The organism is Aeromonas sp. 102P (genome assembly GCF_051920345.1).
GTDB classification, from domain to species: Bacteria; Pseudomonadota; Gammaproteobacteria; order Enterobacterales; family Aeromonadaceae; genus Aeromonas; species Aeromonas veronii.
Genome location: NZ_JBQBCZ010000001.1, coordinates 153,306 through 179,663, shown reverse-complemented (window position 1 = coordinate 179,663; position 26,358 = coordinate 153,306). Strand labels below are relative to the sequence as shown.

The 26,358-nt window shown below is 56.3% G+C and carries 29 protein-coding genes, 1 other RNA gene, 1 pseudogene and 1 riboswitch; of the genes and pseudogenes, 24 read left to right on the top strand and 7 right to left on the bottom strand.

Going from position 1 to position 26,358, the window contains the following annotated elements:
* Window positions 1–2: 2 nt before the first annotated feature.
* The 4 genes from ACTG1K_RS00845 to ACTG1K_RS00830 all read left to right on the top strand — a co-directional run bounded on the left by ACTG1K_RS00845 (window position 3) and on the right by ACTG1K_RS00830 (window position 3,090).
* A complete protein-coding gene (locus tag ACTG1K_RS00845; protein ID WP_040068842.1) occupies window positions 3–1,220 on the top strand; it encodes a cytochrome b in 1,218 nt (405 codons plus the stop codon).
* Window positions 1,217–1,951 carry a cytochrome c1 gene (locus ACTG1K_RS00840; protein WP_040068844.1) on the top strand — a complete coding sequence of 245 codons (735 nt, stop codon included), beginning with the start codon at window positions 1,217–1,219 and terminating at the stop codon, window positions 1,949–1,951. Before ACTG1K_RS00845 ends, ACTG1K_RS00840 begins: the two co-directional genes overlap by 4 nt.
* 87 nt (window positions 1,952–2,038) lie before the next feature.
* On the top strand, window positions 2,039–2,668 hold the full coding sequence (gene sspA / locus ACTG1K_RS00835; protein WP_005336279.1) for a stringent starvation protein SspA: 630 nt from the start codon (window positions 2,039–2,041) through the stop codon (window positions 2,666–2,668).
* Entirely contained in the window at window positions 2,665–3,090 is a 426-nt protein-coding gene (locus tag ACTG1K_RS00830; RefSeq protein ID WP_005336278.1) for a ClpXP protease specificity-enhancing factor, read from the top strand. Before sspA ends, ACTG1K_RS00830 begins: the two co-directional genes overlap by 4 nt.
* Window positions 3,091–3,134: 44 nt before the next feature.
* On the opposite strand, the gene dolP is transcribed toward ACTG1K_RS00830, so the two are convergent.
* From dolP to ACTG1K_RS00810, 4 genes are read right to left on the bottom strand one after another with little or no spacing between them, the layout of a single operon-like run.
* Window positions 3,135–3,713: a division/outer membrane stress-associated lipid-binding lipoprotein gene (gene dolP, locus ACTG1K_RS00825; RefSeq protein ID WP_005336277.1), complete on the bottom strand. Its 579-nt coding sequence runs from the start codon at window positions 3,711–3,713 to the stop codon at window positions 3,135–3,137.
* A 4-nt stretch (window positions 3,714–3,717) separates the two neighbouring features.
* A complete protein-coding gene (locus ACTG1K_RS00820; RefSeq protein ID WP_005336275.1) occupies window positions 3,718–4,308 on the bottom strand; it encodes a D-sedoheptulose-7-phosphate isomerase in 591 nt (196 codons plus the stop codon).
* 9 nt (window positions 4,309–4,317) lie between these two features.
* Entirely contained in the window at window positions 4,318–4,689 is a 372-nt protein-coding gene (locus tag ACTG1K_RS00815) for a YraN family protein (RefSeq protein ID WP_440006780.1), read from the bottom strand.
* Complete coding sequence (locus ACTG1K_RS00810) at window positions 4,631–6,418, bottom strand: penicillin-binding protein activator (RefSeq protein ID WP_005355126.1); 1,788 nt, start codon at window positions 6,416–6,418, stop codon at window positions 4,631–4,633. Before ACTG1K_RS00810 ends, ACTG1K_RS00815 begins: the two co-directional genes overlap by 59 nt.
* A gap of 199 nt (window positions 6,419–6,617) precedes the next feature.
* Here ACTG1K_RS00810 and rsmI point away from each other — a divergent pair, with 199 nt between their 5' ends.
* The 17 genes and pseudogenes from rsmI to lfiJ all read left to right on the top strand — a co-directional run bounded on the left by rsmI (window position 6,618) and on the right by lfiJ (window position 23,160).
* Window positions 6,618–7,451, top strand: coding sequence for a 16S rRNA (cytidine(1402)-2'-O)-methyltransferase (rsmI, locus tag ACTG1K_RS00805; RefSeq protein WP_047438714.1), 834 nt, complete (start codon window positions 6,618–6,620; stop codon window positions 7,449–7,451).
* Between the two features lie 157 nt (window positions 7,452–7,608).
* Window positions 7,609–7,995: RNase P RNA component class A (gene rnpB / locus ACTG1K_RS00800), an RNA gene on the top strand.
* A gap of 227 nt (window positions 7,996–8,222) precedes the next feature.
* The gene (gene lfiM / locus ACTG1K_RS00795) at window positions 8,223–9,095 is read left to right on the top strand and encodes a lateral flagellar motor switch protein LfiM (RefSeq protein ID WP_181497028.1); all 873 of its coding nucleotides are present in this window, start codon (window positions 8,223–8,225) and stop codon (window positions 9,093–9,095) included.
* Between the two features lie 8 nt (window positions 9,096–9,103).
* Window positions 9,104–9,481: a lateral flagellar motor switch protein LfiN gene (lfiN, locus tag ACTG1K_RS00790; RefSeq protein WP_019444828.1), complete on the top strand. Its 378-nt coding sequence runs from the start codon at window positions 9,104–9,106 to the stop codon at window positions 9,479–9,481.
* The gene (gene fliP, locus ACTG1K_RS00785) at window positions 9,481–10,215 is read left to right on the top strand and encodes a flagellar type III secretion system pore protein FliP (protein WP_005336248.1); all 735 of its coding nucleotides are present in this window, start codon (window positions 9,481–9,483) and stop codon (window positions 10,213–10,215) included. The genes lfiN and fliP overlap by 1 nt, the downstream gene beginning before the upstream one ends.
* A gap of 1 nt (window position 10,216) precedes the next feature.
* Entirely contained in the window at window positions 10,217–10,486 is a 270-nt protein-coding gene (gene fliQ, locus ACTG1K_RS00780) for a flagellar biosynthesis protein FliQ (RefSeq protein WP_005336246.1), read from the top strand.
* Entirely contained in the window at window positions 10,483–11,265 is a 783-nt protein-coding gene (gene lfiR / locus ACTG1K_RS00775) for a lateral flagellar biosynthetic protein LfiR (protein ID WP_005336245.1), read from the top strand. The genes fliQ and lfiR overlap by 4 nt, the downstream gene beginning before the upstream one ends.
* Window positions 11,262–12,398 carry a flagellar biosynthesis protein FlhB gene (gene flhB / locus ACTG1K_RS00770; RefSeq protein ID WP_101530515.1) on the top strand — a complete coding sequence of 379 codons (1,137 nt, stop codon included), beginning with the start codon at window positions 11,262–11,264 and terminating at the stop codon, window positions 12,396–12,398. The genes lfiR and flhB overlap by 4 nt, the downstream gene beginning before the upstream one ends.
* A 3-nt stretch (window positions 12,399–12,401) precedes the next feature.
* Window positions 12,402–14,477 carry a lateral flagellar biosynthesis protein LfhA gene (gene lfhA / locus ACTG1K_RS00765; RefSeq protein ID WP_064335284.1) on the top strand — a complete coding sequence of 692 codons (2,076 nt, stop codon included), beginning with the start codon at window positions 12,402–12,404 and terminating at the stop codon, window positions 14,475–14,477.
* A 174-nt stretch (window positions 14,478–14,651) separates the two neighbouring features.
* A riboswitch (cyclic di-GMP riboswitch) is annotated at window positions 14,652–14,739 on the top strand.
* A gap of 135 nt (window positions 14,740–14,874) precedes the next feature.
* Window positions 14,875–16,260: a lateral flagellar response regulator transcription factor LafK gene (gene lafK / locus ACTG1K_RS00760; protein WP_440004708.1), complete on the top strand. Its 1,386-nt coding sequence runs from the start codon at window positions 14,875–14,877 to the stop codon at window positions 16,258–16,260.
* Between the two features lie 3 nt (window positions 16,261–16,263).
* Complete coding sequence (lfiE, locus tag ACTG1K_RS00755; RefSeq protein ID WP_005336241.1) at window positions 16,264–16,590, top strand: lateral flagellar hook-basal body complex protein LfiE; 327 nt, start codon at window positions 16,264–16,266, stop codon at window positions 16,588–16,590.
* 17 nt (window positions 16,591–16,607) lie between these two features.
* Window positions 16,608–18,355, top strand: a pseudogene (fliFL, locus tag ACTG1K_RS00750) (lateral flagellar M-ring protein FliFL).
* Window positions 18,356–18,458: 103 nt separating this feature from the next.
* A protein-coding gene (locus ACTG1K_RS00745; protein ID WP_139731354.1) for an IS3 family transposase occupies window positions 18,459–19,663 on the top strand; the annotation gives its coding sequence in 2 pieces (ribosomal slippage) (window positions 18,459–18,777 and window positions 18,777–19,663; 1,206 coding nt in all).
* Between the two features lie 22 nt (window positions 19,664–19,685).
* Entirely contained in the window at window positions 19,686–20,708 is a 1,023-nt protein-coding gene (fliGL, locus tag ACTG1K_RS00740; protein ID WP_440004707.1) for a lateral flagellar motor switch protein FliGL, read from the top strand.
* Window positions 20,709–20,720: 12 nt separating this feature from the next.
* Entirely contained in the window at window positions 20,721–21,413 is a 693-nt protein-coding gene (gene lfiH, locus ACTG1K_RS00735) for a lateral flagellar assembly protein FliH (protein ID WP_118854511.1), read from the top strand.
* Entirely contained in the window at window positions 21,406–22,737 is a 1,332-nt protein-coding gene (gene lfiI / locus ACTG1K_RS00730; protein WP_108614340.1) for a lateral flagellar FliI-like assembly ATPase LfiI, read from the top strand. Before lfiH ends, lfiI begins: the two co-directional genes overlap by 8 nt.
* Window positions 22,738–22,746: 9 nt before the next feature.
* On the top strand, window positions 22,747–23,160 hold the full coding sequence (gene lfiJ / locus ACTG1K_RS00725; RefSeq protein ID WP_376889418.1) for a lateral flagellar protein LfiJ: 414 nt from the start codon (window positions 22,747–22,749) through the stop codon (window positions 23,158–23,160).
* A gap of 8 nt (window positions 23,161–23,168) precedes the next feature.
* Here the strand turns inward: lfiJ and ACTG1K_RS00720 are convergent, their stop codons facing one another.
* From ACTG1K_RS00720 to flgA, 3 genes are all read right to left on the bottom strand, one after another.
* Complete coding sequence (locus ACTG1K_RS00720; RefSeq protein WP_421285461.1) at window positions 23,169–23,612, bottom strand: flagellar protein FlgN; 444 nt, start codon at window positions 23,610–23,612, stop codon at window positions 23,169–23,171.
* The gene (gene flgM / locus ACTG1K_RS00715; RefSeq protein ID WP_005336222.1) at window positions 23,609–23,884 is read right to left on the bottom strand and encodes a flagellar biosynthesis anti-sigma factor FlgM; all 276 of its coding nucleotides are present in this window, start codon (window positions 23,882–23,884) and stop codon (window positions 23,609–23,611) included. The genes ACTG1K_RS00720 and flgM overlap by 4 nt, the downstream gene beginning before the upstream one ends.
* Before the next feature lie 76 nt (window positions 23,885–23,960).
* A complete protein-coding gene (gene flgA / locus ACTG1K_RS00710; RefSeq protein WP_421285459.1) occupies window positions 23,961–24,599 on the bottom strand; it encodes a flagellar basal body P-ring formation chaperone FlgA in 639 nt (212 codons plus the stop codon).
* 212 nt (window positions 24,600–24,811) lie between these two features.
* Between flgA and lfgB the strand changes: the two genes are divergently transcribed.
* The 3 genes from lfgB to ACTG1K_RS00695 are packed head-to-tail and all read left to right on the top strand — an operon-like array spanning window position 24,812 to window position 26,341.
* A complete protein-coding gene (lfgB, locus tag ACTG1K_RS00705) occupies window positions 24,812–25,201 on the top strand; it encodes a lateral flagellar basal body rod protein LfgB (protein WP_019444816.1) in 390 nt (129 codons plus the stop codon).
* A gap of 2 nt (window positions 25,202–25,203) precedes the next feature.
* Window positions 25,204–25,629: a lateral flagellar basal body rod protein FlgCL gene (flgCL, locus tag ACTG1K_RS00700; RefSeq protein WP_019444815.1), complete on the top strand. Its 426-nt coding sequence runs from the start codon at window positions 25,204–25,206 to the stop codon at window positions 25,627–25,629.
* A gap of 4 nt (window positions 25,630–25,633) precedes the next feature.
* Window positions 25,634–26,341, top strand: a complete 708-nt coding sequence (locus tag ACTG1K_RS00695) for a flagellar hook assembly protein FlgD (RefSeq protein ID WP_139440293.1) — start codon at window positions 25,634–25,636, stop codon at window positions 26,339–26,341.
* The last annotated feature ends 17 nt before the right edge of the window (window positions 26,342–26,358 follow it).

The window sequence follows — 26,358 nt, the reverse complement described above, 5'->3', positions numbered from 1 at the left end:
CCATGTTGAGTAAACTGATGGGCTGGATCGATTATCGATTCCCGCTCACGGCCATGTACAACGACCACATGGCCAAGTATCCGGCACCGAAGAACCTGAACTTCTGGTACTTCTTCGGCTCGCTGGCCATGCTGGTGCTGGTCAACCAGATCATCACCGGTATCTGGCTGACCATGAACTACAACCCCTCCGCGGAAGGTGCGTTTGCCTCCGTGGAGTACATCATGCGCGATGTGGAGTACGGCTGGCTGCTGCGTTACATGCACTCAACCGGTGCGTCTGCATTCTTCATCGTGGTCTACATGCACATGTTCCGCGGCATGATCTATGGCTCTTATCAGAAGCCTCGTGAACTGTTGTGGATCTTCGGCATGCTGATCTTCCTGGTGCTGATGGCAGAGGCCTTTATGGGCTACTTGCTGCCCTGGGGCCAGATGTCATTCTGGGGGGCTCAGGTCATCATCTCGCTGTTTGGCGCCATTCCGGTCATCGGTGACGATCTGACCCTGTGGATCCGCGGTGACTACGTGATCTCCGGTGCGACCCTGAACCGCTTCTTCGCGCTGCACGTCATCGCGTTGCCGCTGGTGCTGGTGATGCTGGTTGCCATGCACATTCTGGCGCTGCACGAAGTGGGCTCCAACAACCCGGACGGTATCGACATCAAGAAGCACAAGGACGAGAACGGCTGGCCGCTGGATGCGGTGGCATTCCACCCTTACTTCACCGTCAAGGACATGATCGGTGTGGCGGGCTTCCTGTTCTTCTTCTGCGCCATCATTTTCTTCAAGCCGGATATGTGGGGTTACTTCCTCGAGAAGCCGAACTTTGAAGTGGCCAACGGCCTGAAGACTCCTGCTCACATCGCGCCTGTGTGGTACTTCACCCCCTTCTACGCGATTCTGCGTGCGGTACCTGACAAGCTGCTTGGCGTCATCATGATGGGCCTCTCTATTGTGGTGTTGTTCCTGCTGCCTTGGCTGGATCGCTGCAAGGTGCGTTCTGTTCGCTATCGCAGCAAGCTGCACAAGCTTAACATCGCCCAGTTCGTGGTCTGCTTTATCATCCTGGGGGTGCTGGGTGTACTGCCGTCGACGCCGACCCTGACGCTGGTTGCCCAGATTTGTACCTTGGGTTATTTCGGTTTCTTCGTGCTGTTGTTCTTCTACAGCAAAAACGAACGCACCAAGCCGCTGCCGGAGAGGGTTACATTTAAATGAAAAAAATAATATTTGCAGTGCTGACCCTGCTGCCATCACTGGTGTTTGCCAATGCTGGGGCCGTGCATCTGGACAAAGCCAATTATGATCTGAGCGACAAGGCATCCCTGCAACGTGGAGCTGCCACCTTCATGAACTATTGTGCAGGCTGCCACTCTACCCAGTATCAACGCTACAACCGGGTTGCTGCCGATCTGGAGATCCCCGAGGAGCTGATGAAGGAGAACCTCATCTTCACCGGCGCCAAAGTGGGTGATCTGATGAAGAGCGCCATGTCCGAGAAGGATGCCGCCAAGTGGTTTGGTGCTCCCCCTCCGGATCTGACTCTGGTTGCCCGGGTACGCGGTGCGGACTGGATTTACACCTATCTGCGTTCTTTTTACGTGGATCCGACTCGTCCGTTTGGGGTGAATAATGTGGTGTTCCCGTCTGTGGGTATGCCTCATGTGTTGGAACCGTTGCAGGGAACCCCCCGTGCCGAGTTCGTCACTCACACGGTCGACGGAGTGGAAACCCAGCAGGTTGTCAGCATCAAATCTGACGGTAATGGTGAAATGGATGACGAAGAGTATGATCAGACGGTACTGGATCTGGTAAACTTCTTGGTCTACTCGGCTGAACCGGTACAACAGGAGCGTGAACGCATGGGCTTCTGGGTGCTTGGTTTCATCGTGATCTTCTTCATCTTCACTGTGCTGTTGAAGAAGGAATTCTGGCGCGACGTTCACTAAGCGACCAGATACGGGTAATATAATGCACGGCAATGAAGACCAAGATGCTTCATTGCCGTTTCTGCTTTTTAATGACGGGAGGGTTCAATGGCTGTAGCTGCCAATAAGCGTTCGGTAATGACGCTGTTTTCCGGTGCCAACGATATGTTCAGCCATCAGGTGCGTATTGTCCTGGCGGAGAAGGGTGTTAGCGTGGATATCTGCCAGGTTGATCCAGCCAATCTGCCGGATGAGCTGGCCGAGCTGAACCCGTACAACTCTGTACCGACCCTGGTTGATCGTGAGCTGGCACTCTACACCTCGCGCATCATCATGGAGTATCTGGACGAGCGCTTCCCGCATCCGCCCCTGATGCCTGTTTACCCGGTTGCCCGTGGTAACAGCCGTCTGATGATGCACCGCATTGAGCTGGACTGGTACTCCCTGGCCGACAAGATCATGGCCGGTACCGATGCTGAAGCTGCACGCAACGAACTGCGTGACAACCTGCTGGCCATCGCGCCGATCTTCGGTGAAATGCCCTATTTCATGAGCGAAGAGTTCGGTCTGGTGGATTGCTACATGGCACCGCTGTTGTGGCGTCTGCCGAGCCTTGGCATCGACCTGACCGGTCGTGGCGCCAAAGAACTGAAGGCCTACATGGTTCGTCTGTTCGAGCGTGAGTCCTTCCAGGCTTCCCTGACCGAAGCCGAACGCGAGATCCGTGCTGGCGTATGAGCATGGAACCGACAATGACACCGAGCCGCCCGTACTTGTTACGGGCATTCTTTGACTGGTTGCTGGACAACGATCTGACCCCTCATCTGGTGGTCAACGTCAACATTCCCCATGTGATGGTGCCGATGCAGTTTGCTCAGGACGGGCAAATTGTACTGAACATCGCGCCCCGAGCCGTGATGCAATTTCACATGGATAACGAGGCTATCAGCTTCAGTGCCCGTTTTGGCGGGGTCTCCCAGCAGGTTTACATCCCGATGGCGGCAGTGTTGGCTATCCATGCCCGGGAGAACGGTGTGGGCACCATGTTCCCGCCCGAGCCGGGTTACGATATCTGGCTTGAGCAGGCTGAAGCGCCGGTGGAGCCTGAGCCGGAACCGCCGCGTCCAAGCGGTCGTCCGACCCTGAAGGTAATCAAATAAAAAACGCAGCCGATTGGCTGCGTTTTTTTTATGTGCGGTCGGGCTTAGTTCTGGGCGAACTCGAAGGCTTTGATCACGCGCTTCACGCCGGTTACATGGCGGGCGATGTTGACTGCCTGCTCTCCCTCCTGGCGAGTCACCAGACCAATCAGGAACACCTCGCCGTTCTCGGTAACCACCTTGACCTTGGTGCTGTCGAAGTTCTTGGTGCCGAACATATCGGCTTTCACCTTGGAGGTGATCCAGGAGTCATTGCTGCGAGTGGTGAAACTGGCAGGTTGGCCGATGCGCAATTCGTTGTAGACGTGGCGCACCCCTTCGATGCGACTGACAATTTTGCCCGCCTCAATCTTGTAAACGTCAGAAGGTGTCTGGCCGACCAGCAGGACGCGGCCATTGTTGCTGTAGACGCTGATCTTGCTGGCTGCGCTGAGCGGCTTGTTGTCGGCCAGCAGATTGGCCGCTTTCAACTCGATGGTCTGGTCATCCCATTGCGCGCCGAGCGTTCGGCGATCGCCAGAGGCCTTGGCAGTCCCTGCGGCGCCGCCAACAACCAGGGCTGCGCAGCCTTGCAGCAGCAGGGTGCTAACCAGCAGACCGAGCAGGATAGTGTGCTTTTTCATGGTTTCAATCTTCCTGTTGCGGGAAAAGTGTCTGGTCGATGAGATCACACAGGCAGTGCAGGGTCAACAGGTTCACTTCCAGAATGCGAGGGCGACGGGCGGAGGGAACACGGATCTCCACATCGTTCGGGCCGAGCAGGCCTGCCATTTCGCCACCGTCACCCCCGCTCAGCACCACTATGGTCATGTCGCGGGAGAGGGCGGCTTCGGCGGCCTTGATCAGGCTGCGGCTGTGGCCGGAGGTGGTGATGACCACCAGAATGTCGCCAGGCTGGCCCAGCGCGCGGATCTGCTTGGCGTAGACCTCTTCAAAACCGTGGTCGGTGGCGATGGCGCTGATGGTCGCCATGTCCGGGGTCAGGGCCATGCCGGGCAGGGAGGGGCGCTGGGTCTCGTAGCAGTTGACCAGTTCGGAGATGAACAGTTGCGCCAGTGCGGCAGAAGGACCGTTACCGCATGCCAGCACCTTGTGGCCATTGAGCAGGCAGATGGTGATCATCTGGGCTGCAGTATGGATTGCATCCGGCAGCGCCTCGGCGGCGGCTATCTTGGTCTGGATGCTTTCGGTGTAGTTCTCTTTGATGCGGTCAGTCATAGGGTCCTCTTAAAATGCGTTCTGGATCCAGGCTGGCTGGTCGCCCTCGAACGCAATCACATCGAATCGGCAGGCCTGATGGGCCTCGTTGATGGCATGTTGCTTCAAATAGTGGCGCGCTGCCAGCATGATCTTGTGCTGTTTGCTGCGGGTGACCGAGCTGGCGGCCCCGCCATGGCTGCCGGTGGCCCGGTAGCGCACCTCAACAAACACCAGGGTCTGGCCCTGGTGCATGATGAGATCTATTTCACCGCCACGACAGCGGTAGTTGCGAGCTACCGGTTGCAGGCCTCGAGCCTGCAACCAGCGTTCAGCGACTTGTTCAAAGTGCTGTCCCTTGCTCGTTGGTGAGGGGAACAGGCTCGGCAACTGCTGGCGCATCCGTTTCCATAGTTCCTTCATTGGAGGGCTCCTCCAGTTGCTGAACGGCGTTCTCGTCGACCAGCTTGCCGTTCTGGTAAGTACCCCAGCTCAGCATTCGTACGATATTGCCCTGGGCATCCACGCTCAGCTGACCGCTCATGCCAGCCTGCTGCATGCCGCCTACCTTGCGCATCTGCTGCAGGTTCTCAGCCAGGCTGACGGCATCGTAGCCCATGGCAAACAGACGCAGCAGGTCACCCTGAGTCTGCGGCCAGAGCAGGGCGATCTGCTCGCGCTGTTTCTCGTAGCCACCCAGCAGCAGCGGCATATCGGCGATATGCATGCCGTTGAGCTCGGAGGCGACCTCGGTGGCGGCGCTGTCGTAGCCACGGGAGCTGGTGTAGATGGGCAGGCTGCCCATCGGATTGACCGAGACATCCACGTAGGGCTTGATCATCCGGGTTTCCAGGCTGTTGGCCACCACATAAACGGCATCGATGCTACGCGGTGCGGCATCAGAGAGTTGCACTACCTCGCCAGCACGGGCGGTAGAGCGGCCGCTCAGGGCATTTTTGACCATCCCCTGTACTTCGTTGCGGGCACCGAAGGTGGCAACGACCGGTTTATCCTGGCTCAGGGTGGCCCAGCTCTGCTCGAACGCCTTGATACTGCTGTAACCGATCCGCCCCTGGGCGGCGATCAGCAGCGGTTTGCGGTAGCCCTGGGTGTAGAGGTACTGGGCTGCCTGCGCGGCATCCGCGGCGGCAGAGAGGGAGAAGTAGTAGGTGGTGTCGTTGACGACCGGCTTGTCCAGCTCGTTGAGCGCCAGTACCGGCACGGTCGGATTGGCCTTGAGCAGCTCCTCGACACGATCTTTCAGCAGCGGGCCGATGATCATGTCTGCCCCTTCCTGAATCGCCTGCTTATAAAGATCGCCGGTCGACTTGCTCTGGGTGTCGTAGAAGTTCAGGGTGAATTGCCCCTGATTTTCCTTATAAGACATCAGCATACCGTTACGGATGGCGGCGCCCTGCGGCTCCAGATTGCCGGAGAGGGGCAGCAGCACAGCGATCTGTTGCACCGAGGTGCTGGCAGTGGCCGCCAGATCGCCCAATCCTGCCGGCATATCCTTCTGGGCTGGATGGTTGGGGAAGTCGCGCTTCCAGCCTGCCAGCTGGCGGGCCAGCAGGTTCGGCTGGGCGCCAAACTCGTTGACCAGTGCCGCCAGTCGCAACCAGCCGGTGGTCACATCAGGGGCCGGAGCCTCTTCCAGCGCTTGCAGGGTGGAGGGGGTCATGCTTTTGAGCAACGACCAGATTTGCTGATGGTTGGTCGCCTGCTCGCTCTGATTGAGGTAGGGCTCCAGTGCAATCAACGACTTGGCTGCGCCAAACTTGTTGTTGATGTCGAGCTGCAGCACCACGCGCTGGCGATACCAATCCTTCTGGGTATCGGCATCCAGCACCACCTCGGGTTTGCCTTCCAGCAGGATCAGCGCCTGATTGGCGTGGCCTTGCGCCAGCAACAGATGGGCTTGCAGCAGTTGCAACTGCGCCTTCTGAACGGGATCCTTGGCCTGCTTCTGCAATTGCTGGAACAGTGCCGAGGCCGGTTTGGCTTGGCCCAGCGCCAGATAGCTGCGTGCCGCCAGCATCTGCCAGGTAAAGGCCTCGGCCGGCTTGGCCGGGTCCACCTGCTCAAGATACCACTGGGCATTCTTGGTCAGATTGGAGAACGCAGAGGGCATGTCTGACTGCCCTGACGGTTGATTGGGCTCCGACGCACAGGCGGCGAGCAGTACTGCCGCGAGTATGATGCCGAAGAGTCGTGATACACTTAGCTGCTTTGTAACCCGGTTCAAGTTCATTCCCCGACCAGTGTTGAAGTTCCCCATAGTGTAAACGGGCCAATATGGCGACACAATTGTCGGGGCACTCGGAGATCCCATGAGTGACATCCCAACCCTGTATATAGTCCCCACTCCGATCGGCAATCTGGCGGACATCACCCAGCGTGCATTGGACATTTTACGCAGTGTCGATCTGGTGGCCGCCGAAGATACCCGTCATACCGGTATCCTGCTCAGCCACTACCAAATCTCGGTGCCGACCTTCGCCCTGCACGATCACAACGAGCAGCAGAAAGCCGATGTGCTGATCGGCCGGATCAAAGAGGGCAAGAGTGTTGCGCTGGTCTCCGATGCCGGCACCCCGCTCATCAGCGACCCCGGTTATCACTTGGTCACCCGCTGTCGTGAAGCCGGGGTCAAAGTGGTGCCGCTGCCCGGTCCCTGTGCCGCCATCACCGCCCTGAGCGCGGCCGGTCTGCCCACCGATCGCTTTGCCTTTGAAGGCTTCCTGCCCGCCAAGAGCAAGGGGCGTGACGATCGCCTGCAAGCCGTTATCGAAGATACCCGTTCGCTGGTGTTTTACGAATCTCCACGCCGTGTGCAGGATACAGTGGAAGCGATTGCTCGCATTCTCGGTGAGCGTCAGGTGGTGGTGTGCCGCGAGCTGACCAAGACCTTCGAGTCGATCCACGGTCTGCCAGCTTCCGAAATGCTGACCTGGCTTGGCGAGGATGACAACCGCTGCCGCGGCGAGATCGTTCTGGTCGTGGCTGGCGCCTCCAAAGAAGAAGAGGATCTGCCAGCCGAGGCGATCCGTACTCTGGGTCTGCTGGTGACTGAGCTGCCACTGAAAAAAGCGGCCGCATTGACTGCCGAGATCCACGGCGTGAAGAAGAATGCCCTCTACAAGTACGGTCTCGAGCACTATTGAGTCGGTGGAATGGGCCGCCAGATTATTTTATGACCCGCACGCTCCTCTATATCTGTGAGCATTCACCCTGTAAACGATGGCCAAAGCGCGATAAATGGCTGTAAACGGGAATTGCCGGTTTACCCCGTGCGTATCGCAAGGCTATAATCCGCGCCTCGGAGTTGGCTGGGCAATCGCTGCTTCGTCGTTGTGTCCCTCGGGACAGACGGGCGGAGGGGAGGAAAGTCCGGGCTTCACAGGGCAGGGTGCCAGGTAACGCCTGGGGGGCGTGAGCCTACGACCAGTGCAACAGAGAGCAAACCGCCGATGGCCCGCAAGGGATCAGGTAAGGGTGAAAGGGTGCGGTAAGAGCGCACCGCGCGACTGGTAACAGTTCGTGGCACGGTAAACTCCACCCGAAGCAAGACCAAATAGGCCCCTATTGGCGCGGCCCGCGTTGGGGGCGGGTAGGTTGCTTGAGCCAGCGAGCGATTGCTGGCCTAGAGGAATGATTGCTACCCGGGGCAACCCGGTACAGAACCCGGCTTACAGGCCGACTCCGACCTCATTCCGCGTGAACCGTCACGCTAAAATCCCGGTGCCTAACGGCACCGGGATTTTTATTATTCACGCCGAGATGCACCGCATGGCGGCTTTCTGGAATTTGTAATAAAGTTCTCACCCTTTTTGGTCGATATACGTCGGCTGGACTGTCTGTATCTATCACACTGCTGGCCTGATGAGCGACCCTGTGGCAGTAAGGCGAGATGAAATGGTTAAGGTGGATTATTAATGTCATCAAGCAGCGCAATGCTCACACCTTCCCGGCTGCTTAGCGCAGAACGGGGCAGAACCCTGCCTCATTATGATCTGTTGGGTGTCGAGCGGTTAAACCACGCCCGTTTGAAGCAGGTCAATGGCCAGTTGAGCACATTTTCCCTGCAAGCTGCGAGTTGTATGGCCCAGCTGTTTAATAGTGCGGAGTGCGAACTGAATTATGGCGAGTTCGCCTTTTCCGGTCCGGCAGAGATAGATGACGCTCATATCTGGGTCGAAGCGAGAAGTCCGCTCGAACCACAGCGCGCCGTCTATTTCTCGATCGCACCTCTGGTCATCTATCGTCTTGCGGTCCTCTTTTTCGGCGGCACCTTGCAGCAAAAAGAGGAGCATGTTCAGTCTGGCAAAGGGTTGACCGATACCGAACAGCGGCTGTTATTGCGGCTTTGCCAGTATCAGGTTGATATCTGGTGTGCTTGTCTGGGGTTGGGGGATCTGAAGTGGCAGTTGCATGTCGTGCCACGGGATTCCATCGCCCACCGTCAGCTCTGGACCACGCAGGCAACCCTGCAGGCAGGTAATTGCACTCATCACTGGCAGATGTGGTTGCTTCCCCCCGAGGAGTCCATTTCTCAGGTCAGTCATTCCCTGCCGGAAGGTCAGCTGGAACAGGCTCTGACTCATGTCCCGGTTCGTCTGCGGGTGGTGATGGGCCAATTGTCCATGACGCTGGCAGATCTTGAGTGTCTCAAGGTGGGTGATGTGCTGTCACTGGATTTGCCTGAGGTGGTGCCAGCATTGATTGGCAGCCGTCCCTGCTTCAGTGGACGAATCGCAGAACACAAAGGCAGCCTGGTCTATCAGGTTGCGACGGTTGTAGAGGAGTAAATTGAATCATGAGCGAGCACAATATGAATGATCCGCTGGATCTGGATGGACTGGATCAACTGTTTGGTGACGACATCAGTATGCCTAGCGCCGCAGACTACTTGGCACCCACCAGTAGCAGCAAACAACGGGATCTCTCCTTCTTTCGCCAGATCCCGGTCAAGGTGACGCTGGAAGTGGCCAGTACCGAAGTGCCGCTCGGCGATTTGATGCGCGTCGAAGAGGGGGCTGTCATTGAGCTGGACAAGCTGGCGGGTGAACCGCTGGATGTGCGGGTGAATGGCCGTCTGCTTGCCAAGGGCGAAGTCGTCGTCGTGAATGGCAAATATGGTCTGCGCCTGGTCGATGTCATCGATACCAACCTGCTGGGTGGCATGGACGACTGATGCGCTATCTGCTGCTGACGCTGCTGTTATTTTCGCTGCCCGGCTGGGGCGCGGACATGACCCTGTTCTCGGTATCGCCAGGCGCTTCAGGGGGCGAGGACTATAACATCAAGTTGCAGATCCTCTTCTTCATGACCCTGCTGGGTCTGCTCCCGACCTTGTTACTGATGATGACCAGTTTTACCCGGATCATCATCGTGCTGGCCATATTGAGACAGGCACTTGGCCTGCAGCAGAGCCCTCCCAACCGGGTGCTGATCGGCATCAGCCTCATCCTGACTGTGGTGATTATGCGTCCGGTCTGGACGGACATGTATCAAAATGCATTTGTCCCTTATGACCAGAATGAAATAACCCTGTCAGAGGGGATCGCCAAGGCAGAAAAACCCCTGCGCAAATTCATGCTGGCCCAGACCCGTGAACCGGATCTGGAGCAGATGCTGCGCATCTCTGGCGAACCAACTACGGTCGCCAAAGAGGATGTGCCTTTCGGGGTGCTGTTGCCCGCGTTTGTCTTGAGTGAGTTGAATACCGCATTTCAGATTGGCTTTATGCTGTTTATCCCCTTTCTGGTGATTGACTTGGTGGTCGCCAGCGTCTTGATGGCGATGGGGATGATGATGCTCTCACCGCTGATCATCTCCTTACCCTTCAAACTGATGGTGTTTGTGCTGGTCGATGGCTGGTCGATGACCGTCGGCACTTTGGCTGCCAGCTTTGGTGGGGGAGGCTGATATGACCCCTGAGCAGAGCGTTGCCCTGGTTGGTGGCGCGGTCAATCTGGTGGTGACCATGGTCTCGGTGCTGATTGTACCGGGCCTGATCGTAGGTTTGGTGGTCAGTATTTTTCAGGCGGCCACCCAGATCCAGGAGCAGACACTCAGTTTTCTTCCCCGTTTTATCGTGACTCTGATGACCCTTATCTTTACGGGTAACTGGCTGTTGTCGCAGATCACCACTTTGTTCCAGGATCTTTTTCTTAAAATCCCCGGGTTTATCGGATGAATTCGCTGCTGTCCCTCAGTGCTGCTGACCTGACCGCATGGTTGGGACAGTGGTGGTGGCCGTTTATCCGGATCGGCATGGCATTCTGGGTGATGCCGGTCTTTGGGGATACCCGGGTGCCTGCGCAAGTTCGCCTGATGCTGGCGTTCATCATCAGCCTGCTGCTTGCCCCCATGATGAAAGATATGCCGGTTGTCGATCCTTTCAGTGCCGGTGCGCTGGTTCTGGCGGTGGAGCAGCTGCTGTTTGGTTTGCTGTTTGGTCTGTGTGTCCAGTTGCTCTATATGGTGATGACCACTGCGGGGCAGATCCTCTCCATGCAGATGGGGCTCGCGATGGCGGTGATGAATGATCCGGTCAACGGGGATTCTGCCCCCATCATCAGTCAGGTCATGATGGTGTTTTGCGCCTTGCTCTTTCTGGGGCTGAATGGCCATCTGGTGGTACTGGATATTCTGGTGCAGAGCCTGCGTAGCTGGCCGCCGGGTTCATCTCTGGATCTGATCGATATGAAAGGTGTGATCGGCTTGTTTGGTTGGTCTATCGGTGCCGCCCTGTTGCTGACGTTGCCTGCCGTTGTCGCCATGTTGATGGTTAACCTGACCTTCGGGGTGATGAACCGGACCGCCCCTTCGCTCAATATCTTCTCTCTCGGTTTTCCCATGACCCTGTTGCTCGGGTTGCTCACCATGGCGCTCTCCATCAGTGGCGTGCCCTCCCGTTATCTGGATTTGGTTACCCATGTGCTTGAACAGCTGCGAGGCTTGACCCCGGCATGAGTCAGAACAGCGCACAGGACAAAACCGAAGAGGCCTCCAGCCAGAAACGCCAGAAAGCGAGAGATGAGGGGCAGATCGCTCGCTCAAAAGAGCTCAGTTCTGCCGGTTTGCTGCTGCTTGGCGGGTTGGTGATGCAGTGGATGGTGCCGGGGTTTGGCCAGTTCTTTGCCGAGTTGATGAAGCGTCCGCAGCGTTTTGACTGGCAAGGTGCCCGTGACCCGCAGATGATGATCCATTGGTTGGGTGAAGCGCTCATAAACATGCTGTGGGTGCTGCTGCCCCTGTTTGGTTTTCTGGCTCTGATGCTGGTGTTGCTCAGCATAGTGCCGGGCGGTATGGCGTTGACCTGGAAAAAGCTGCTACCCAGTGGCGAGAAGATGAACCCTTTGAAGGGGCTGGGGCGGATGTTCTCCAAGAACAGCCTGATGGAGTTGCTGAAGTCACTGCTCAAGGTGACGCTGATCGGTGGCACATTGGCGTTGATGTTAAATCATCAATGGCCTTCCTTGTTGATGATGAACCGGATGCCCCCTCAGGCGGCCCTCGAGCAGGCGCTACGGATCCTCTCCCAAGCATTTATTCTGCTAGGGAGCGTACAGATGCTGATTGCCGTGCTGGATGTGCCCTATCAGCGCTGGTCGCTTAACAAGCAGCTCAGGATGACCAAACAAGAGGTCAAGGATGAGCACAAGAACAGCGAAGGACGTCCCGAGATCAAGGCCAAAATCCGCCAGGTGCAGGGAATGCTTGCTCGTGCGCGTATCGAGCAGCGGGTACCGCAGGCAGATGTGATTATCGTTAACCCGACCCATTATGCGGTGGCCATAAAATATGATGCGACTCGTGCCAATGCCCCTTTCGTGATTGCCAAAGGGGTCGGCAGCATGGCCGAGCGGATCCGTCAGGTCGCCAAACAGCATGACAAAATGGTGATGAGCTTGCCCGAGTTGACGCGAGCCATCTATCACTCGACCAAGGTGGATCAGGAAGTCCCCGCAGGGCTGTACACGGCAGTTGCCTATGTATTGAACCATGTATTGCAGTTAAGGGCGTATGAGGCAGGCAAGGGGAGGAAACCGACCCCTCTTGCCCCGTTATATGTACCGCCCGAGTTACGTCAACCTGAGAGGTAAGTTGTGAACTGGCGTGTATTCACCCAATCCTATACCGCAATTCCGCTGATGTTATTGGCCATTCTGGCCATGATGATCCTGCCTCTGCCCGGTTGGCTGCTGGATGCGCTCTTTACCTTCAACATCGTGTTGGCGGTTCTGGTGTTGCTGGTATCCGTCTCGGCCCGCAGACCACTCGATTTCTCGGTATTCCCAACCGTGTTGCTGGTGGCCACCTTGATGCGACTGTCGCTGAACGTGGCCTCTACCCGGGTGGTGTTGCTGCACGGTCACGAAGGGCATGAAGCAGCCGGTAAGGTCATCCAGGCATTCGGTGAAGTCGTGATCGGTGGCAACTATGTCGTCGGTCTGGTGGTCTTCGTGATCCTGATGATCATCAACTTTGTGGTGATCACCAAGGGTGGTGAGCGGATTTCGGAAGTATCCGCCCGCTTCACTCTGGATGCTATGCCCGGCAAGCAGATGGCCATCGATGCCGACTTGAATGCCGGCACCATGGATCAGCATCAGGCCAGGGCTCGCCGTGAGGAGATCGCGCGCGAGGCGGACTTCTATGGTGCGATGGATGGTGCTTCCAAGTTCGTTCGTGGTGACGCGATAGCTGGCATGCTGGTGCTGATCATCAACCTGGTGGGTGGGTTGGCCATCGGTATCTTCCAGCATGCCTTGCCCGTCGCGGAGGCCTTCCAGCGCTATGCGCTGCTGACCATTGGTGATGGTCTGGTTGCCCAGATCCCGTCCCTGCTGATGTCGACTGCTGCGGCCATTATCGTGACCCGGGTCAGTGATGAGGGGGAGATGGCTGATCAGGTAGGTCAGCAGATCCTGGCATCGCCTCGCGTTATCTATACCTCTGCAACCATCATGCTGATCCTGGGTCTGGTGCCCGGGATGCCGATGCTCGCATTCCTCAGTTTCGCAGCAGTACTGGCCTGGACTGGCTGGAGTGTCAGCAAACGAGCCGTCAATGTGCCGGATCTGGATGCAGCGCAAGAGCTGACTCGTCAAATGATTCAGCCTGAACAGCAGGCACTGGAGTGGCAGGATTTGCCGCCAGTCGATACGGTCGCCATCGAGCTTGGTTATCGTCTGGTGCCTTTGGCTGAAACTGATAAAGGAGCTGAACTGCTTGCCCGGGTGCGCGGGATCCGCAAAACCCTCTCCGAGCAGTACGGTTTTCTGCTCCCCGAGATCCGGGTGCGCGACAATCTGCAGTTGCAGCCGGATCAGTACCGGATCAAGCTGTCCGGCGTCGCGTTGGCGATGGGGAATGTGGATTGTCAGCGCTTGATGGCCATCAGCAGTGGTGAGACCTATGGCGCTTTAGATGGCGAGTTGACCCAGGACCCGGCCTACGGCATGAGTGCGGTCTGGATCTCCCCGGAGCAAAAGGCCAAGGCCCTTAATCTTGGTTACTCGGTGGTGGATTCGGCCACCGTGATTGCCACTCACGCCAGCAAGCTGTTGCGTGAACAACTTGATGCACTGTTTGGTCACGATGAAGTGGGCAAGCTGGGCCAATATCTCGCCAGTCAGTCCCCCCGGTTGGCTGAAGAGCTGAATCTGGCGCTGACCCAGATGCAGCAATTGAGAGTGTTTCGTCAATTGCTAAAGGAGCAGGTCAGTCTTACCGATATACGAACCGTTGCCACGACGCTGCTGGATGCGAGCGAGCTGACCAAAGACCCTGTCTTGCTGGCATCCGATGTGCGCTGTGCCTTGAAGCGCCAGATTGTGCGGCAGGCCATTGGTAATCGCGATGTGCTGGCTACGTTTACGCTGGATGATCGCCTTGAGCAGACATTGCTGGCTGCAATGAATCAGTCACAACAGCAGGGCAAAATCCAGCTGGACAGCTTCCCGGTCGATCCGCAACTGCTGGCCCAATTGCAGCAAAATATGCCGTTGGTGAAGGAGCAGTTGCAGCAGTTGGGACATGCCCCTGTGTTGGTTGTTATGCCGCAACTGAGACCGCTTATGGCCCGTTATGCCCGGTCATTTGCAAAAGGCCTTAAAGTGCTTTCCTACAATGAGATACCTGAAGAGCTACGGGTGGAGGTAATTGGTACACTTGGTTAATTACTGTTGGATAAACATCCTGAAGGGAAGTGTTTTTTCCGCCCCAGCTTGAATTGCCGTATGAATACTATATGATGTGGCGAAAATTGACGCAGCAATGTGTGAAAGTTAAATAACAAAAACAATATTAATTGTGTTGCCACACACTTAGCCCATCAGGCGGGGCGTGTTATCACATTGTAAGGGCAAACTGAACTGAAAAGTCAGGACGCAAAGCCTCCGGTCTAACAGCAGGAAAGCTAATGACAGCGGGGTTACCAAGGTGAGTTTGGATACAATTCCGTTACCATCTAGATACAAATTTCACTTTTTTAAGTGCGAATTTGTATTTCTCCTTTGTGTCTGATAATTCAGCTCTATTGATTGTTCTATCCACAATCACAGGTGTCAGACGTCTATGTCTTCGGGATTACCAATAAATACAACAATCGGGTTGTGTGGCGATAGCTTGGCTGGGCCACATATATTATTGATTCAGCCGCTAATAGTTGCCGAAAATGAGGTTGAAAAAATCCTATCCAAGGAAGGCATCAGGATATCAAGCGTTAATTCTGTTAAACAATCAAAGGGCATTATTGCTGATGGTAATGTCAATTTGATCCTGCTCGATATGGATGCTATGACCGAACTCGGGCCGCGTATTCTGCGTGAGTTTGAAGGGCTCGATTGTGTCATCATGGTCAATGAGCACCAGGCCACCATTGCTGCGGAAGCTATGTGTGCCGGGGCTGTTGACTATATTGTCAAGCCCTTCTGCCCCCAGCAATTGCTCGATGCTGTCCGTGGTGCTCTACGCCTTCGTCAGGCGATCCCCAATCTTATCGCTGTTTCTCCCATGAGCCTGCAGGTATTGCAACTGGCTCGACGAGCAGCCAAAACCTCTGCCACCATTCTGATCGGTGGTGAGTCAGGAACCGGTAAAGAACGGTTGGCCCGTTATATTCACGAAATGTCTGCCAGAGCGGAAAAACCATTTCTGGCGATTAATTGTGCAGCAATTCCTGAGGCAATGCTTGAGTCAATTCTTTTTGGCCACAATAAAGGTGCATTTACCGGTGCTGTTTCTGCCCAGCCCGGAAAATTTGAGTTGGCTCAGGGGGGAACCCTGTTGCTGGATGAAATATCAGAGCTTCCTTTGAACCTGCAGGCTAAATTATTACGGGTGCTGCAAGAAAAAGAAGTTGAGCGACTTGGCAGCAATCAAACGATTGCTCTTGATGTTCGAATCATTGCCGCCAGCAATAAAGATCTGCGCAAACTGGTTGCATGTGGGCTATTTCGTGAAGACCTTTTCTATCGTCTTGATGTATTGCCAATGAATTGGCCCGCATTGCGTGAACGTCCTGAGGATATTATTCCGCTGGCCAACTACTTTATTGAGCGTTATGCATCCCAACAGGGCTATCGTTTGAGTGAACGAGCCTGTCAGTTGTTGCTGTCATATGAATGGCCAGGAAATGTACGAGAGCTGGATAATGTCATTCAACGGTCATTAATCATGGCGCGTGGTTTGCATATACAGTCCGTCGATTTGATGTTGCCAAATTGTATTCTTCCCGAAGAAACAGTCGCATCAGACACGTGGCATGCTCCCGAGGGGTTGAGTGAAACCAGGCGGCATGCCGAGTTCCAATTTGTATTAGAGACCTTGCGCCGCTTTCGTGGCCATCGTACCCGCACAGCAGATGCATTGGGCATGACAACCCGGGCACTGCGCTACAAGCTTGCGGCGATGCGTGAGCAAGGCATTGATATTGAACAGCAGATTCAAGCAGAGGGATAAAAAGTGAAGATTCAGATGATGTCATCACAGGTGACGCTACTGCAGCAGATGCAGGAGATGCAGCGTGTCGCAAGCCAGACCCCTTCTATCGAATCCAATGATCTGTCGGGAGCATCATTTACCGATGCCATGCGGGATGTGGTCGGGCGCGTCAATGAACAGCAGAATGTCGCGTCAAAATTAATGGCATCCGTCGATGCCGGGCAGAGCGATGATCTGGTGGGAGCCATGGTGGCGAGTCAAAAAGCCGGCTTGAGTTTTTCAGCCTTGATGCAGGTTCGCAACAAGCTGATGACCGGTTTTGACGACATTATGCGCATGCCGCTCTGAGGTAACAGATGACTGAACTGGTAACGTCTCCTCAGGGGGCCGCCCCTGATTCGCTCAAAATCAGGCTACAAGAGGATTACGCAATTGGCGTACCCTCTCCCGTGACAACAAATCGATCCTGACCATTGCTCTGCTGGCTGCCATTGTGGCCGGTACCATAGTCGTTATCCTGTGGACCTCCAGCAAAAACTATGTGCCCCTGTATGGCAAGCAGGAGCTATACGATACCGCCAACATCATGGAGATGCTGGAGAAAGAGCAGGTGCCTTTCCGTCTGGAAAAGAGCACCGGTCAGGTACTGGTTCCTGAAAACCAGCTGGCTCATGTCCGGATGGCACTTGCAGCACGAGGGGTGCGTGCAGCCATGCCGTCTGGTCTGGAAGGGCTGGACAACGTAACCGGACTGGGTACCAGCGAATTTATGGAAGGGGCGCGTTATCGTCATGCCCTGGAAGGGGAGCTGGCCCGTACCATCATTGCCCTCGATGCCGTGCGCAGTGCCCGTGTTCATCTTGCTATTCCGAAGCGCACGCTATTCGTGGGACGTGATGAGGAGAAACCGAGTGCATCGGTAATGCTCGATATGCAACCGGGCCAATCCATCGAAGCGGGTCAGGTCGAGGCGATTGCCAATCTGGTGGCGGGCAGTATCTCCGGAATGAAACCAGGTGCCGTGACCGTGGTTGATCAATCCGGCCAGTTGCTCAGCGCAGAGCTGGGGGACAAGGTCGGTTTTGGCAAGCAGAGCGTTCAACAGATGGAGTATGTCCGCAAGCTGGAACAATACATTCGTCAGCGTGCCAATGACATGCTCTATCCCATGCTGGGCAGCACCAATTTCAAGGTGCAGATTGCGGCAGATGTTAACTTCAACTCTGTCGAAGAGACCCAGCAGCAGCTCGATCCGCAAGGTGTGGTGACTCGCGAGTCCAATAAGTCAGACAAGACCATCGATGCGTTGGCGATGGGGATCCCGGGGGCGTTATCCAACCGCCCGCCTGAAACAGCGGCAAAAGATGAAAAGGCTGGTGCTGACAAAGGCAATGCCAATACCAATACCGCTACACAACAGAATGACACTCGTACCGAGCGTCAGGAAGTCAGCAAGCAGTACGAAAACAGTCGCACCATAGTGCACACCCGTTACCAGCAGGGACGTCTGGAGCGAATTAACGTCTCCATTCTGCTCAATCAGCAGATCGCTCCGAAAGGTGGTTGGAGTGCCGAGCAACTGGAACAGATCCGTCAGATGGTAGAGCGTGCTGTCGGTTTCGATGAGACGCGTGGCGATCAGATCAGCCTGCAGGCCTTCGATTTCAATGGTGCGGTACCAGTAGCTGCTCCCGAATCCAGCTGGTGGGAGACTCCTTACTGGCAAGACTCCTTGCGTTATCTGGTCGGTGGTTTGCTTGGCCTGACGCTGGTCTTCTTCGGTATTCGTCCGTTGGTGAAACATCTGGTTCGTACCCAGCAACAGCCTGATATGGAAATGGGTGAGACTGAGGAGGAGCTGGAGCCCACAGTCGGATTGTCCATGCGCAGGGATGACGATGATCCCCAGCTGGCGTCTGCTCTTTCAAATAGTCTGATCCGTACTGACAACAAGATGGAGCCCCAGTTCTCGTCACTCGATATGGAGTCGTTGCCGGAACCGGGATCCGAGCTGGAGGTTCAGCTCAAGCATTTGCAGTTGCTGGTTGAAAAAGATACCGCCCGGGTGGCGGAGGTTGTCAGAGCATGGGTGAGTGGCAATGAACAGCGTTAACTTGAATCAGAGTAGATTGGCCCCTTGAAGATCCAGACACTTCGCCCCTCTTAACTTAAGAGGTAGTCTTGGAACTATGTTCAGTACTAGTCGCAACGAGAAGATGGTCGAAGTGTTAACAGGGGCTGAGCGCCGTCGACGCCGGACTCCGCAGGAAAAGATCTCCATCGTGCAGCAGACCTTTGAGCCCGGAATGACCGTCTCTCATGTCGCTCGCTTGCACGACGTCAACGCCAACCAGCTTTTCAAATGGCGTAAGCAATTCCAGGAAGGGTCTCTCACGGCGATCACCGCCGGTGAGGATGTTGTTCCAGCCTCCGAGTTGGCTGCTGCCATCAAGCAGATCCGAGAGCTCCAGCGTCTGCTCGGGAAGAAGACCATGGAGAACGAGATCCTCAAAGAAGCCGTGGAGTATGGTCGAGCAAAAAAATGGATTGCGCATGCGCCCTTGTTGCCGGGGGACGACGATTAAGTGCTGTGAGCCAGGCCCTTAATGTATCGCGTGCGCAGCTATCCGTTCGTGTTCATCGAAAACCAGGTTGGCAAGATGGTCGTCATCATCGCCAGCATGATGATGCTGCCTTACTTGGCCGGATCATGGAAGCGATGGCTGAGCTTCCCTCCTATGGGTATCGCCGAGTCTGGGCGCTGTTACGGCGTCAGTCAGAGGCAACACGACAGCCTGTGGTAAACGCCAAACGGGTATATCGCGTTATGCGCGATCATGGCCTGCTGCTGGAAAGAAAACCGGCGGCACCATTGGCCCAGCAGGCACATAAGGGGCGTGTTGCCGTCAAAGAGAGCAATCGACGTTGGTGCTCAGATGGCTTCGAGTTTCGCTGCGATAACGGTGAAAAACTACGAGTCACGTTCGCCATGGACTGCTGTGACAGGGAAACCTTGGACTGGGCTGCCAGTACCGGGGGTTACGACAGTGACACAGTGCAAGATGTCATGCTGAGGTCTGTCGAACGACGCTTCGGGGATGCGTTGCCGGCATCACCGGTGGAGTGGCTGACTGATAATGGCTCGGCGTATCGCGCCCATGAGACCCGCGCGTTTGCACGAGAAATCGGGTTGGAGCCCAGAACGACTGCGGTGAGAAGCCCACAGAGCAACGGTATAGCGGAGAGCTTCGTCAAGACGATGAAGCGAGACTATATCGAGATGATGCCGAAACCAGATAGCCGAACAGCGGTAGGCAACTTGGCCATCGCGTTTGAGCATTATAACGAACACCACCCGCACAGCGCCTTGGGATACCGTTCACCTCGGGAATTTCTGCGCAGTCGGGTATCACAACCCTAAGCGGGAAAAAGTGTCTGGATCTATGGGGTCAAATCCACAGAGTGCCGTTGATATCGATATCGACAACCTTGAGAAGGCCGCCATCTTGTTGCTGAGCATGGGGACCGAATCTGCGGCCAAGGTGATGCAAAAGCTCTCCCGCGACGAGGTGCAGCGTTTGATTTCCAAGATGGCCTCTCTCTCTGGCGTCAGTTCGATGGAGGCAAAGTGGACGTTGCAGCAGTTCTTCAATCACTACCGTGAGCAGAGCGGAATTGGCAGCGCTTCACGGGAGTATCTGGAACAGACGCTCGATCTTGCTTTGGGGCAACGACTCTCCCGTAGTCTGCTCGACAGTCTGTACGGCGATGTGATGAGCCAGGATATCCAGCGTCTGCAGTGGGTACCTGCCGATGTGCTTGCACGTTTCTTCCGCAACGAGCATCCCCAGATGCAGGCTGTGCTGCTGGCCTTCCTGCCGCCCCAGACTGCGTCCGCCGTGCTTGATGCCTTGCCCGGCTCGGTGCATGACGATTTGCTGGTGCGCGTCGCCAGTCTCAGCAGTGTCAGTGAACATGTGCTGGGCGAACTCAGGCTGACACTGGATCGCTGTCTCACCTACGTGGCGGATCAATCTGGTGCCAAGGTAAACGGGGTGCGGCAGGTAGCCGATATTCTCAACCGTTATCAGGGTGACAAGGAGCAGATGCTCTCCCTGTTGCGGGAACACGATGGTGACATGGCGCTTGAAATTGAGAAGAACATGTTCGATTTCATGGCGTTGCGCCGTCAGAGCGACGACACCTTGCAACGGTTGGTGCAGGAGCTGCCCAGCGAATTGCTGGCATTGGCTCTCAAGAACACCGAAACCAGCTTCCGCAAGGTGGTGTTGGGTGCCATGCCGAAGCGGATGGCTCAGGCGCTGGACGATCAGATCCAGAACCAGGGCAGTGTCTCTTTGCGCAAGGTCGAGCAGGCAAGGGAAGAGGTCATGCAACTGGTCCGCGAGTTGGTGGAGCAGGGCGAGATCGAGTTCCAGCTGTTCGAAGAGCCCACCGTCAGTTAACAGGAGGCATTCATGAGTCACAATGTGCGCAAATTGATGCCTGGGGCGACCCGTCTGTATCGTTTCCCTGCGCTCGGTCAGAGTGGGGAAGAGGCCCGGAGTCAGCAAGAACAGTTTGAATTCGGCTATCAGCAGGGGCTGGAGCAAGGTCATGACGAAGGTTATCAGGCCGGCTATCAGCAAGGGCTGACCAGCGGCCTGCAGGAAGGCGAGAGTACCGGTTTGCAACAAGGGCAAACCCGCGGGTTTGCTCAGGGCCTTTCGGAGGGGCGAGCCGCCTTCGAACAGGCAATGGTGCCGTTTGCCAAGCTGCAAGAGCAGTGGGAGTCACTGAGCCGGGCCCGGATGGCCGAGCAGAAAGAGCTGATTGCCCAGCTGGTGGCGCAGGTGGCCAAGCGAGTCATCATGGCGGAGTTTACCCTCAATCCGCAGCAGGTGATGAATCAGGTCGAGCAGGCGTTGGCTACCTTGCCGAGTGGGTCGGAAGAGCTGGTGATCTACCTCAATGAGGGAGACCGACAGCGACTCGCCGAGCAGGGGGTGACTCGCTGCGAAGGGTGGCCATTGCAAGTTGATGCAGCACTTGGGGTAGGCGATGCCCGTATCGAAACGCGCGCTGCCGTCGTCGAGGTAAGCACCAGCTCCCGCCTGGCAACCTGCATCGAACAGCTCAACAGCTCGCTGGACGTGCCGCAAGATGCATGAAGCCTTGCAGCAGGCACTGACCAGTGCGCTGGACAATCTGGATGAGCTACCCGCATTTCGTCGCTTTGGCCGGTTGGTGCGAGTGACCGGTTTGACTCTGGAAGTCGTCGGCTGCCAACTTGTGATGGGGCAGCGTTGTCGTGTCAGCACGGCAAGTGGCGCCCCCTTGCTGGCCGAGGTGGTCGGTTTTAACCGGGATATCTCTTACCTGATGCCGCTGCAGCCGATGAGTGGCCTCTTCGCGGGGGCTCAGGTCGAACCGATCGATGGAGAAGAAACTGTTCGGCTTGGTAGTCATCTGCTGGGGCGGGTACTCGATGGACTGCTGCAGCCCCTCGACGGGCAGCCGTTACCCGACGTTGGTGACAGTGTCCCCCTGTTTGCTCTTCCCCCCAATCCGCTATTGCGAACTCCGGTACGTGAACCGCTGGATGTCGGTATCCGCGCCATCAATGGCCTGCTGACGGTTGGCAAGGGCCAGCGTTTGGGGCTGTTCGCCGGCTCGGGGGTTGGCAAGAGTATGTTGCTGGGCATGATGACCCGTAATACCGCAGCCCAGATTGTGGTGGTGGGACTGATTGGTGAGCGGGGCCGTGAAGTGCGCGAATTCATCGAACACAGTCTGGGGGCGGAAGGTCTGGCTCGCGCCGTGGTCATCGCGGCGCCAGCAGATCAATCTCCCCTGATGCGGTTGCGAGCGGCCCAGCTATGCCACCGGATTGCCGAGTATTTCCGTGAGCAGGGGCAGGATGTGCTGCTGCTGATGGATTCGCTGACCCGCTATGCCCAGGCACAGCGGGAAATTGCGCTGGCCATCGGTGAACCTCCTGCCACTAGGGGGTATCCACCCTCGGTATTCAGCATGCTGACCCAGCTGGTGGAGCGAGCCGGTAACGGCACGCATCCGGATGGCAGTCTGAGTGCGTTCTACACAGTGCTGGCGGAAGGGGATGACCAGCAGGATCCGGTGGTCGATGCGGCGCGCGCCATTCTCGATGGTCATATCGTGCTGACCCGCCGTCTTGCGGAAGAGGGCCACTATCCCGCCATCGATATCGGTGCCTCGGTCAGTCGGGTTATGCCACAAGTCGTGCCTGCCGAATGGCAAAAGCTGGCGGTTACCTTGCGCCAGCTGTGGGGACGCTATCAGCAGGTGCGTGAGCTGCTGCCACTGGGTGGTTATCAACCCGGGGCCGATCCGCAGATGGATGAAGCTGTTCAGCGTTATCCGGGGATTGCGGCATTTCTGCAGCAAGGCTTGCATGAAGAGATGGCCTTTGAGCAGGTGATGGTTGGTCTCAAGCAGGTGCTGGGGCAGGGATAAGGATTCGTTATGCTGAAGTCTTATCTGGGGTTGCAACAGGAAGAGCTGGAAAATCTTGGCGCCGAGCGTCGACGCTTGCGGGAGCTGGCGTTGCGGGAAGAGCAGCGAGCACACAAATTGCAGGAAGTGATCTCCTCGCTGCGGCCCGGTTCCGACAAGTTTCACCCTTTGCTATGGCAAAACAAGCAACAGATGGATGGCCAGTTGCGCCGTTTGCTCTCCCATCAGGTGCAGCAATCTGCGCTGGCCAGACTGGATCTGGAGCGCCACGAAGGGGAACTTGTCCGGCAGTTCGGGCGGGTCAAGGGGCTGGAGCTATTGCTGGCACGACGTGATGATGTTGCTCGCCAGCAGCAGGAAAGGCAGGATCAACTACAGCTGGATGAGCTGGCGAGTTTGCGTCACCTGACCCGCAAAGAGTAAGACCAAGGTTAATCCGTGATGCTGTCCGGGTCGCGATAGCCTGAATCTTGTCCCAACAGCGAATGAATCGTCTCCATCTGGCCTGCCAGCAGGCGGCCATTGAGATCATTCTGGCGCAGACACTGGTGCAGCAGCTGTTCAAGCTGTTGCCATTGATTGGCTACCGTGGTGCGCAGGGGAAGTGGCAGCTTGGCTATCAGGGTGGCCATCCCCTTCTCATCGGGTTTGAGGCCCAATGTTTGCAGCTGTTGGCAACGCAATTTTGCCTGTTGTGTCACCTTGCTCATCAGTGTTGTCTGCTGTTCGTTATGGGCTTGCAGACCATCGACATCATGGCTTGCCAGCAGTGCATGCTGGCGAAGCAACAGGGCGGTGAGTTCGGTATAGTGGCCGTAATCCTGCTGGATCCCGAGGATCAATGCCTTGACGGTGGCCTTGGTATCCACGCTCATCGGCGATGCATATCCAGAATGGCCTGACCCAGCGCATCCAGATCGATCTCCAGTTTGCCTTCACTGATGGCTTTGCGGATCTCGTTGACCTTGTCCATGTCGACGTCAGATGTGGTGGCCAGCTGGCTGCGGGCGTTGGCTACTGACTGTGCTGTGCTGCTGATCCGTGCTTCGGATGACTGTGCAGACCTGGTTTCCGGCTTGGTCGTTACATCCGGTTTGCGGCCAGGCTGGTTTTGAATATAGAGCGAGTCAGTACGGGTAATTTTCATAACATAAATTCCTGATGGTCTGTTTATGACAAGCGACCCAAGGCTTGTCGAACTTGAATCAAATTGCGATCTTGGTTCAAAAACGGGTTTCAACTTCCCCTATATCAGTCACCCATGCCTGTATCTCTTTGCCAGAGCTAAGATTTTTCACTCTGATCCCGTCGCCTATTGCGCCATTATCGAGGGCCTCCCCTCTGGTTGTGGCGGAGAACTCACCTTTCCCTGCGCGGATCAGTACCCCTTCCCCCTGTTTGACCACCCAACTTTTTTGTAAGTCCAGCTCACCGATGAGTTGCCCGCTTCTCAGATGCCGGTTGCTTTTATGGCCCAGCAGGGAGTGATTGCTCGGGGTAAACCCGCGCTGTATGCGGCTGACATCCAGCTCTTTCTCCACCAGATCGCTGGCGCTGATGGCCTGGCCTTTTGCGATATCCCGTGCAGCAACCCAGACCGGCAACAGCAACGAGACCTCTACCCGCCCGCGCACCTGCCAGATGGGATCTGTGCATTTGATGAGATAGGGGCGTCGTCCCCAAGGTTGCCGATACTGACCACCTGCTTGTAACGAGAGTGAGTGTGAGGGGCAGGGAGGAAGGTGCTCGGCGGAAGGGGCAAGCCAGACTCGAAATTCCCCTGAGGTTGCAGGCCATCCCTGTTGGGTGATGTAGTCATCAAGACTCTGGCGGGCATCTTGTTCAAGCAACTGTTCAAGCATGGCGCTTTGCACCTGCGGGGCACCGTGCGCCAATGCGCTCAGCAGTAGCCAGAGGATGCCGCTCCATTTCCACACGGGAAGTCGCACTTCCTCATTTCTCATCTGCTTGCGGCGGATGGTGCATGGTAACCGCTTGAAACTAGGTATCTTCATGGTTGGCATGAGTCTTGATAAGGGTAACCCCGGTCTGAGTGAACGATAAAGGATGAAGCATGAGTATCTCATTTGACAGCGCCCTCGGCGTACACCCTTATGCCCTCGATGTCAGGGCGGAGCGGGCGCGTATTCTGGCGGGAAATCTGGCCAACGTGGATACACCGGGCTATCTGGCTCGGGATGTCGATTATAAGACGATTCTGGGCCGTGTCGCGCAGCAAGTTGCTGCGGGCGAGGAGAGTCAGGCCATCAGCCAGGGCGCCATGCGTGACGATATGCGTCACCCCCTCTATCGCATTCCTTATCAGGTCTCCATGGATGGCAATACCGCCGAATTGGGGGTTGAGCAGGGCAAATTTGCCAACAACGCCACCGATTTTCAGACCAGTCTCACTTTTCTCAATATGAAGATTACCGGGATCGCCAAAGCGATCGAGGGCCGTTAACCATGTCGTTCAACAAGATTTATGACATCGCCGGCAGTGCCATGCGCGCCCAGACCGTGCGGCTGGATACCGTTGCCTCCAACCTGGCCAACGTGGATAGTGCGGCCGCCAGTGAAGACGCCGCGTTTCGTGCCATCAAGCCTGTTTTTTCCACTCTCTATCAGAAGATTCAGGATGCCGATGGCCTCGGGGCTGCGTCGGTGCAAGTGGCGGGTATCGTACAGTCCGACCGTCAGGTCGAGAAACGGCTGGAGCCGACCAACCCGATGGCAGATCAGGATGGCTTTGTCTACTACTCCAACGTCAACGTGGTGGAAGAGATGGCGGACATGATGAGTGCCTCTCGTGGTTTTGAAACCTCGGTAGAGGTGATCAACCGGATCAACAGTATGCAGCAAGGTTTGCTGCGTCTTGGTCAGGGAGCCTAAGCCCATGAGTCTGCCACAGATAAGCAGTCTGGATACGGCGCGTGGTACGGGTCAGGCTGTTGCTGACCCCAAGATCGCCAGCAATGGCGCCGGTGCTGCTCAGGAAACGCAAGCCAACCAGAATAGCGGGATGCAACTGCGTAACGAATTCCTGCAGATGATGGTGGCGCAGATCCAGAATCAGGATCCCACCAACCCGCTTGATGGTGCCCAGTATGTCGCCCAGCTGGCCCAGTTCAGCATGGTTGAAGGGGTCGAAGGGCTGAAGAAGCTCCAGCTCCAGAGCAACACCAAGATGGATACCCAACAGGTGTTGCAGAGTACCGCTTTGGTCGACAAAGAGGTCATGGTGCCGAGCAAAAGCCTTAAACAACAGCAAGAGCACAAGATCCGCGGTCAAATCGAGCTGCAAGGTGCGGCGGAGCAAGTGGATCTCAAGGTGTATGACCAGCACGGCGTGCTGGTGGCCAGCAAGAGTTGGGGTGAGAGCAAGGCGGGCGGGCTGGATTATGAACTGCCCCCCCTTCCTGCCGGAGAGTACCGCTTTGAGGTCAAGGCCTCGGCGGGTAAGACCCTGGTGGCGACCAAAAATTATGTAGCGAGCAAGGTAGAACGTGTTGCTTTGCCCGGTACGGGAGAAATCATGCTGCAGGTTGCCGGTGTGGGCGATGTCCCGCTGTTCAGTGCAATCCAGTTCGGCAAATCAGCGTAATCAGAGAGGAGCGACAC

Bases quoted from the DNA above. Each gene is read 5' to 3' on its own strand.
- lfiI (WP_108614340.1), top strand. From the start codon at position 21,406: ATGCATGAAGCCTTGCAGCAGGCACTGACCAGTGCGCTGGACAATCTG.
- ACTG1K_RS00840 (WP_040068844.1), top strand. From the start codon at position 1,217: ATGAAAAAAATAATATTTGCAGTGCTGACCCTGCTGCCATCACTGGTG.
- rsmI (WP_047438714.1), top strand. From the start codon at position 6,618: ATGAGTGACATCCCAACCCTGTATATAGTCCCCACTCCGATCGGCAAT.
- ACTG1K_RS00720 (WP_421285461.1), bottom strand. From the start codon at position 23,612: ATGAGCGTGGATACCAAGGCCACCGTCAAGGCATTGATCCTCGGGATC.
- ACTG1K_RS00845 (WP_040068842.1), top strand. From the start codon at position 3: ATGTTGAGTAAACTGATGGGCTGGATCGATTATCGATTCCCGCTCACG.
- flgCL (WP_019444815.1), top strand. From the start codon at position 25,204: ATGTCGTTCAACAAGATTTATGACATCGCCGGCAGTGCCATGCGCGCC.
- fliGL (WP_440004707.1), top strand. From the start codon at position 19,686: ATGGGGTCAAATCCACAGAGTGCCGTTGATATCGATATCGACAACCTT.
- lfiM (WP_181497028.1), top strand. From the start codon at position 8,223: ATGTCATCAAGCAGCGCAATGCTCACACCTTCCCGGCTGCTTAGCGCA.
- ACTG1K_RS00695 (WP_139440293.1), top strand. From the start codon at position 25,634: ATGAGTCTGCCACAGATAAGCAGTCTGGATACGGCGCGTGGTACGGGT.
- ACTG1K_RS00820 (WP_005336275.1), bottom strand. From the start codon at position 4,308: ATGACTGACCGCATCAAAGAGAACTACACCGAAAGCATCCAGACCAAG.
- lafK (WP_440004708.1), top strand. From the start codon at position 14,875: ATGTCTTCGGGATTACCAATAAATACAACAATCGGGTTGTGTGGCGAT.
- flhB (WP_101530515.1), top strand. From the start codon at position 11,262: ATGAGTCAGAACAGCGCACAGGACAAAACCGAAGAGGCCTCCAGCCAG.
- lfiR (WP_005336245.1), top strand. From the start codon at position 10,483: ATGAATTCGCTGCTGTCCCTCAGTGCTGCTGACCTGACCGCATGGTTG.
- flgA (WP_421285459.1), bottom strand. From the start codon at position 24,599: ATGCTTGAACAGTTGCTTGAACAAGATGCCCGCCAGAGTCTTGATGAC.
- lfgB (WP_019444816.1), top strand. From the start codon at position 24,812: ATGAGTATCTCATTTGACAGCGCCCTCGGCGTACACCCTTATGCCCTC.
- sspA (WP_005336279.1), top strand. From the start codon at position 2,039: ATGGCTGTAGCTGCCAATAAGCGTTCGGTAATGACGCTGTTTTCCGGT.
- lfiN (WP_019444828.1), top strand. From the start codon at position 9,104: ATGAGCGAGCACAATATGAATGATCCGCTGGATCTGGATGGACTGGAT.
- flgM (WP_005336222.1), bottom strand. From the start codon at position 23,884: ATGAAAATTACCCGTACTGACTCGCTCTATATTCAAAACCAGCCTGGC.
- ACTG1K_RS00815 (WP_440006780.1), bottom strand. From the start codon at position 4,689: ATGCGCCAGCAGTTGCCGAGCCTGTTCCCCTCACCAACGAGCAAGGGA.
- ACTG1K_RS00810 (WP_005355126.1), bottom strand. From the start codon at position 6,418: ATGCCCTCTGCGTTCTCCAATCTGACCAAGAATGCCCAGTGGTATCTT.
- fliQ (WP_005336246.1), top strand. From the start codon at position 10,217: ATGACCCCTGAGCAGAGCGTTGCCCTGGTTGGTGGCGCGGTCAATCTG.
- lfiH (WP_118854511.1), top strand. From the start codon at position 20,721: ATGAGTCACAATGTGCGCAAATTGATGCCTGGGGCGACCCGTCTGTAT.
- dolP (WP_005336277.1), bottom strand. From the start codon at position 3,713: ATGAAAAAGCACACTATCCTGCTCGGTCTGCTGGTTAGCACCCTGCTG.
- ACTG1K_RS00830 (WP_005336278.1), top strand. From the start codon at position 2,665: ATGAGCATGGAACCGACAATGACACCGAGCCGCCCGTACTTGTTACGG.
- fliP (WP_005336248.1), top strand. From the start codon at position 9,481: ATGCGCTATCTGCTGCTGACGCTGCTGTTATTTTCGCTGCCCGGCTGG.
- lfiJ (WP_376889418.1), top strand. From the start codon at position 22,747: ATGCTGAAGTCTTATCTGGGGTTGCAACAGGAAGAGCTGGAAAATCTT.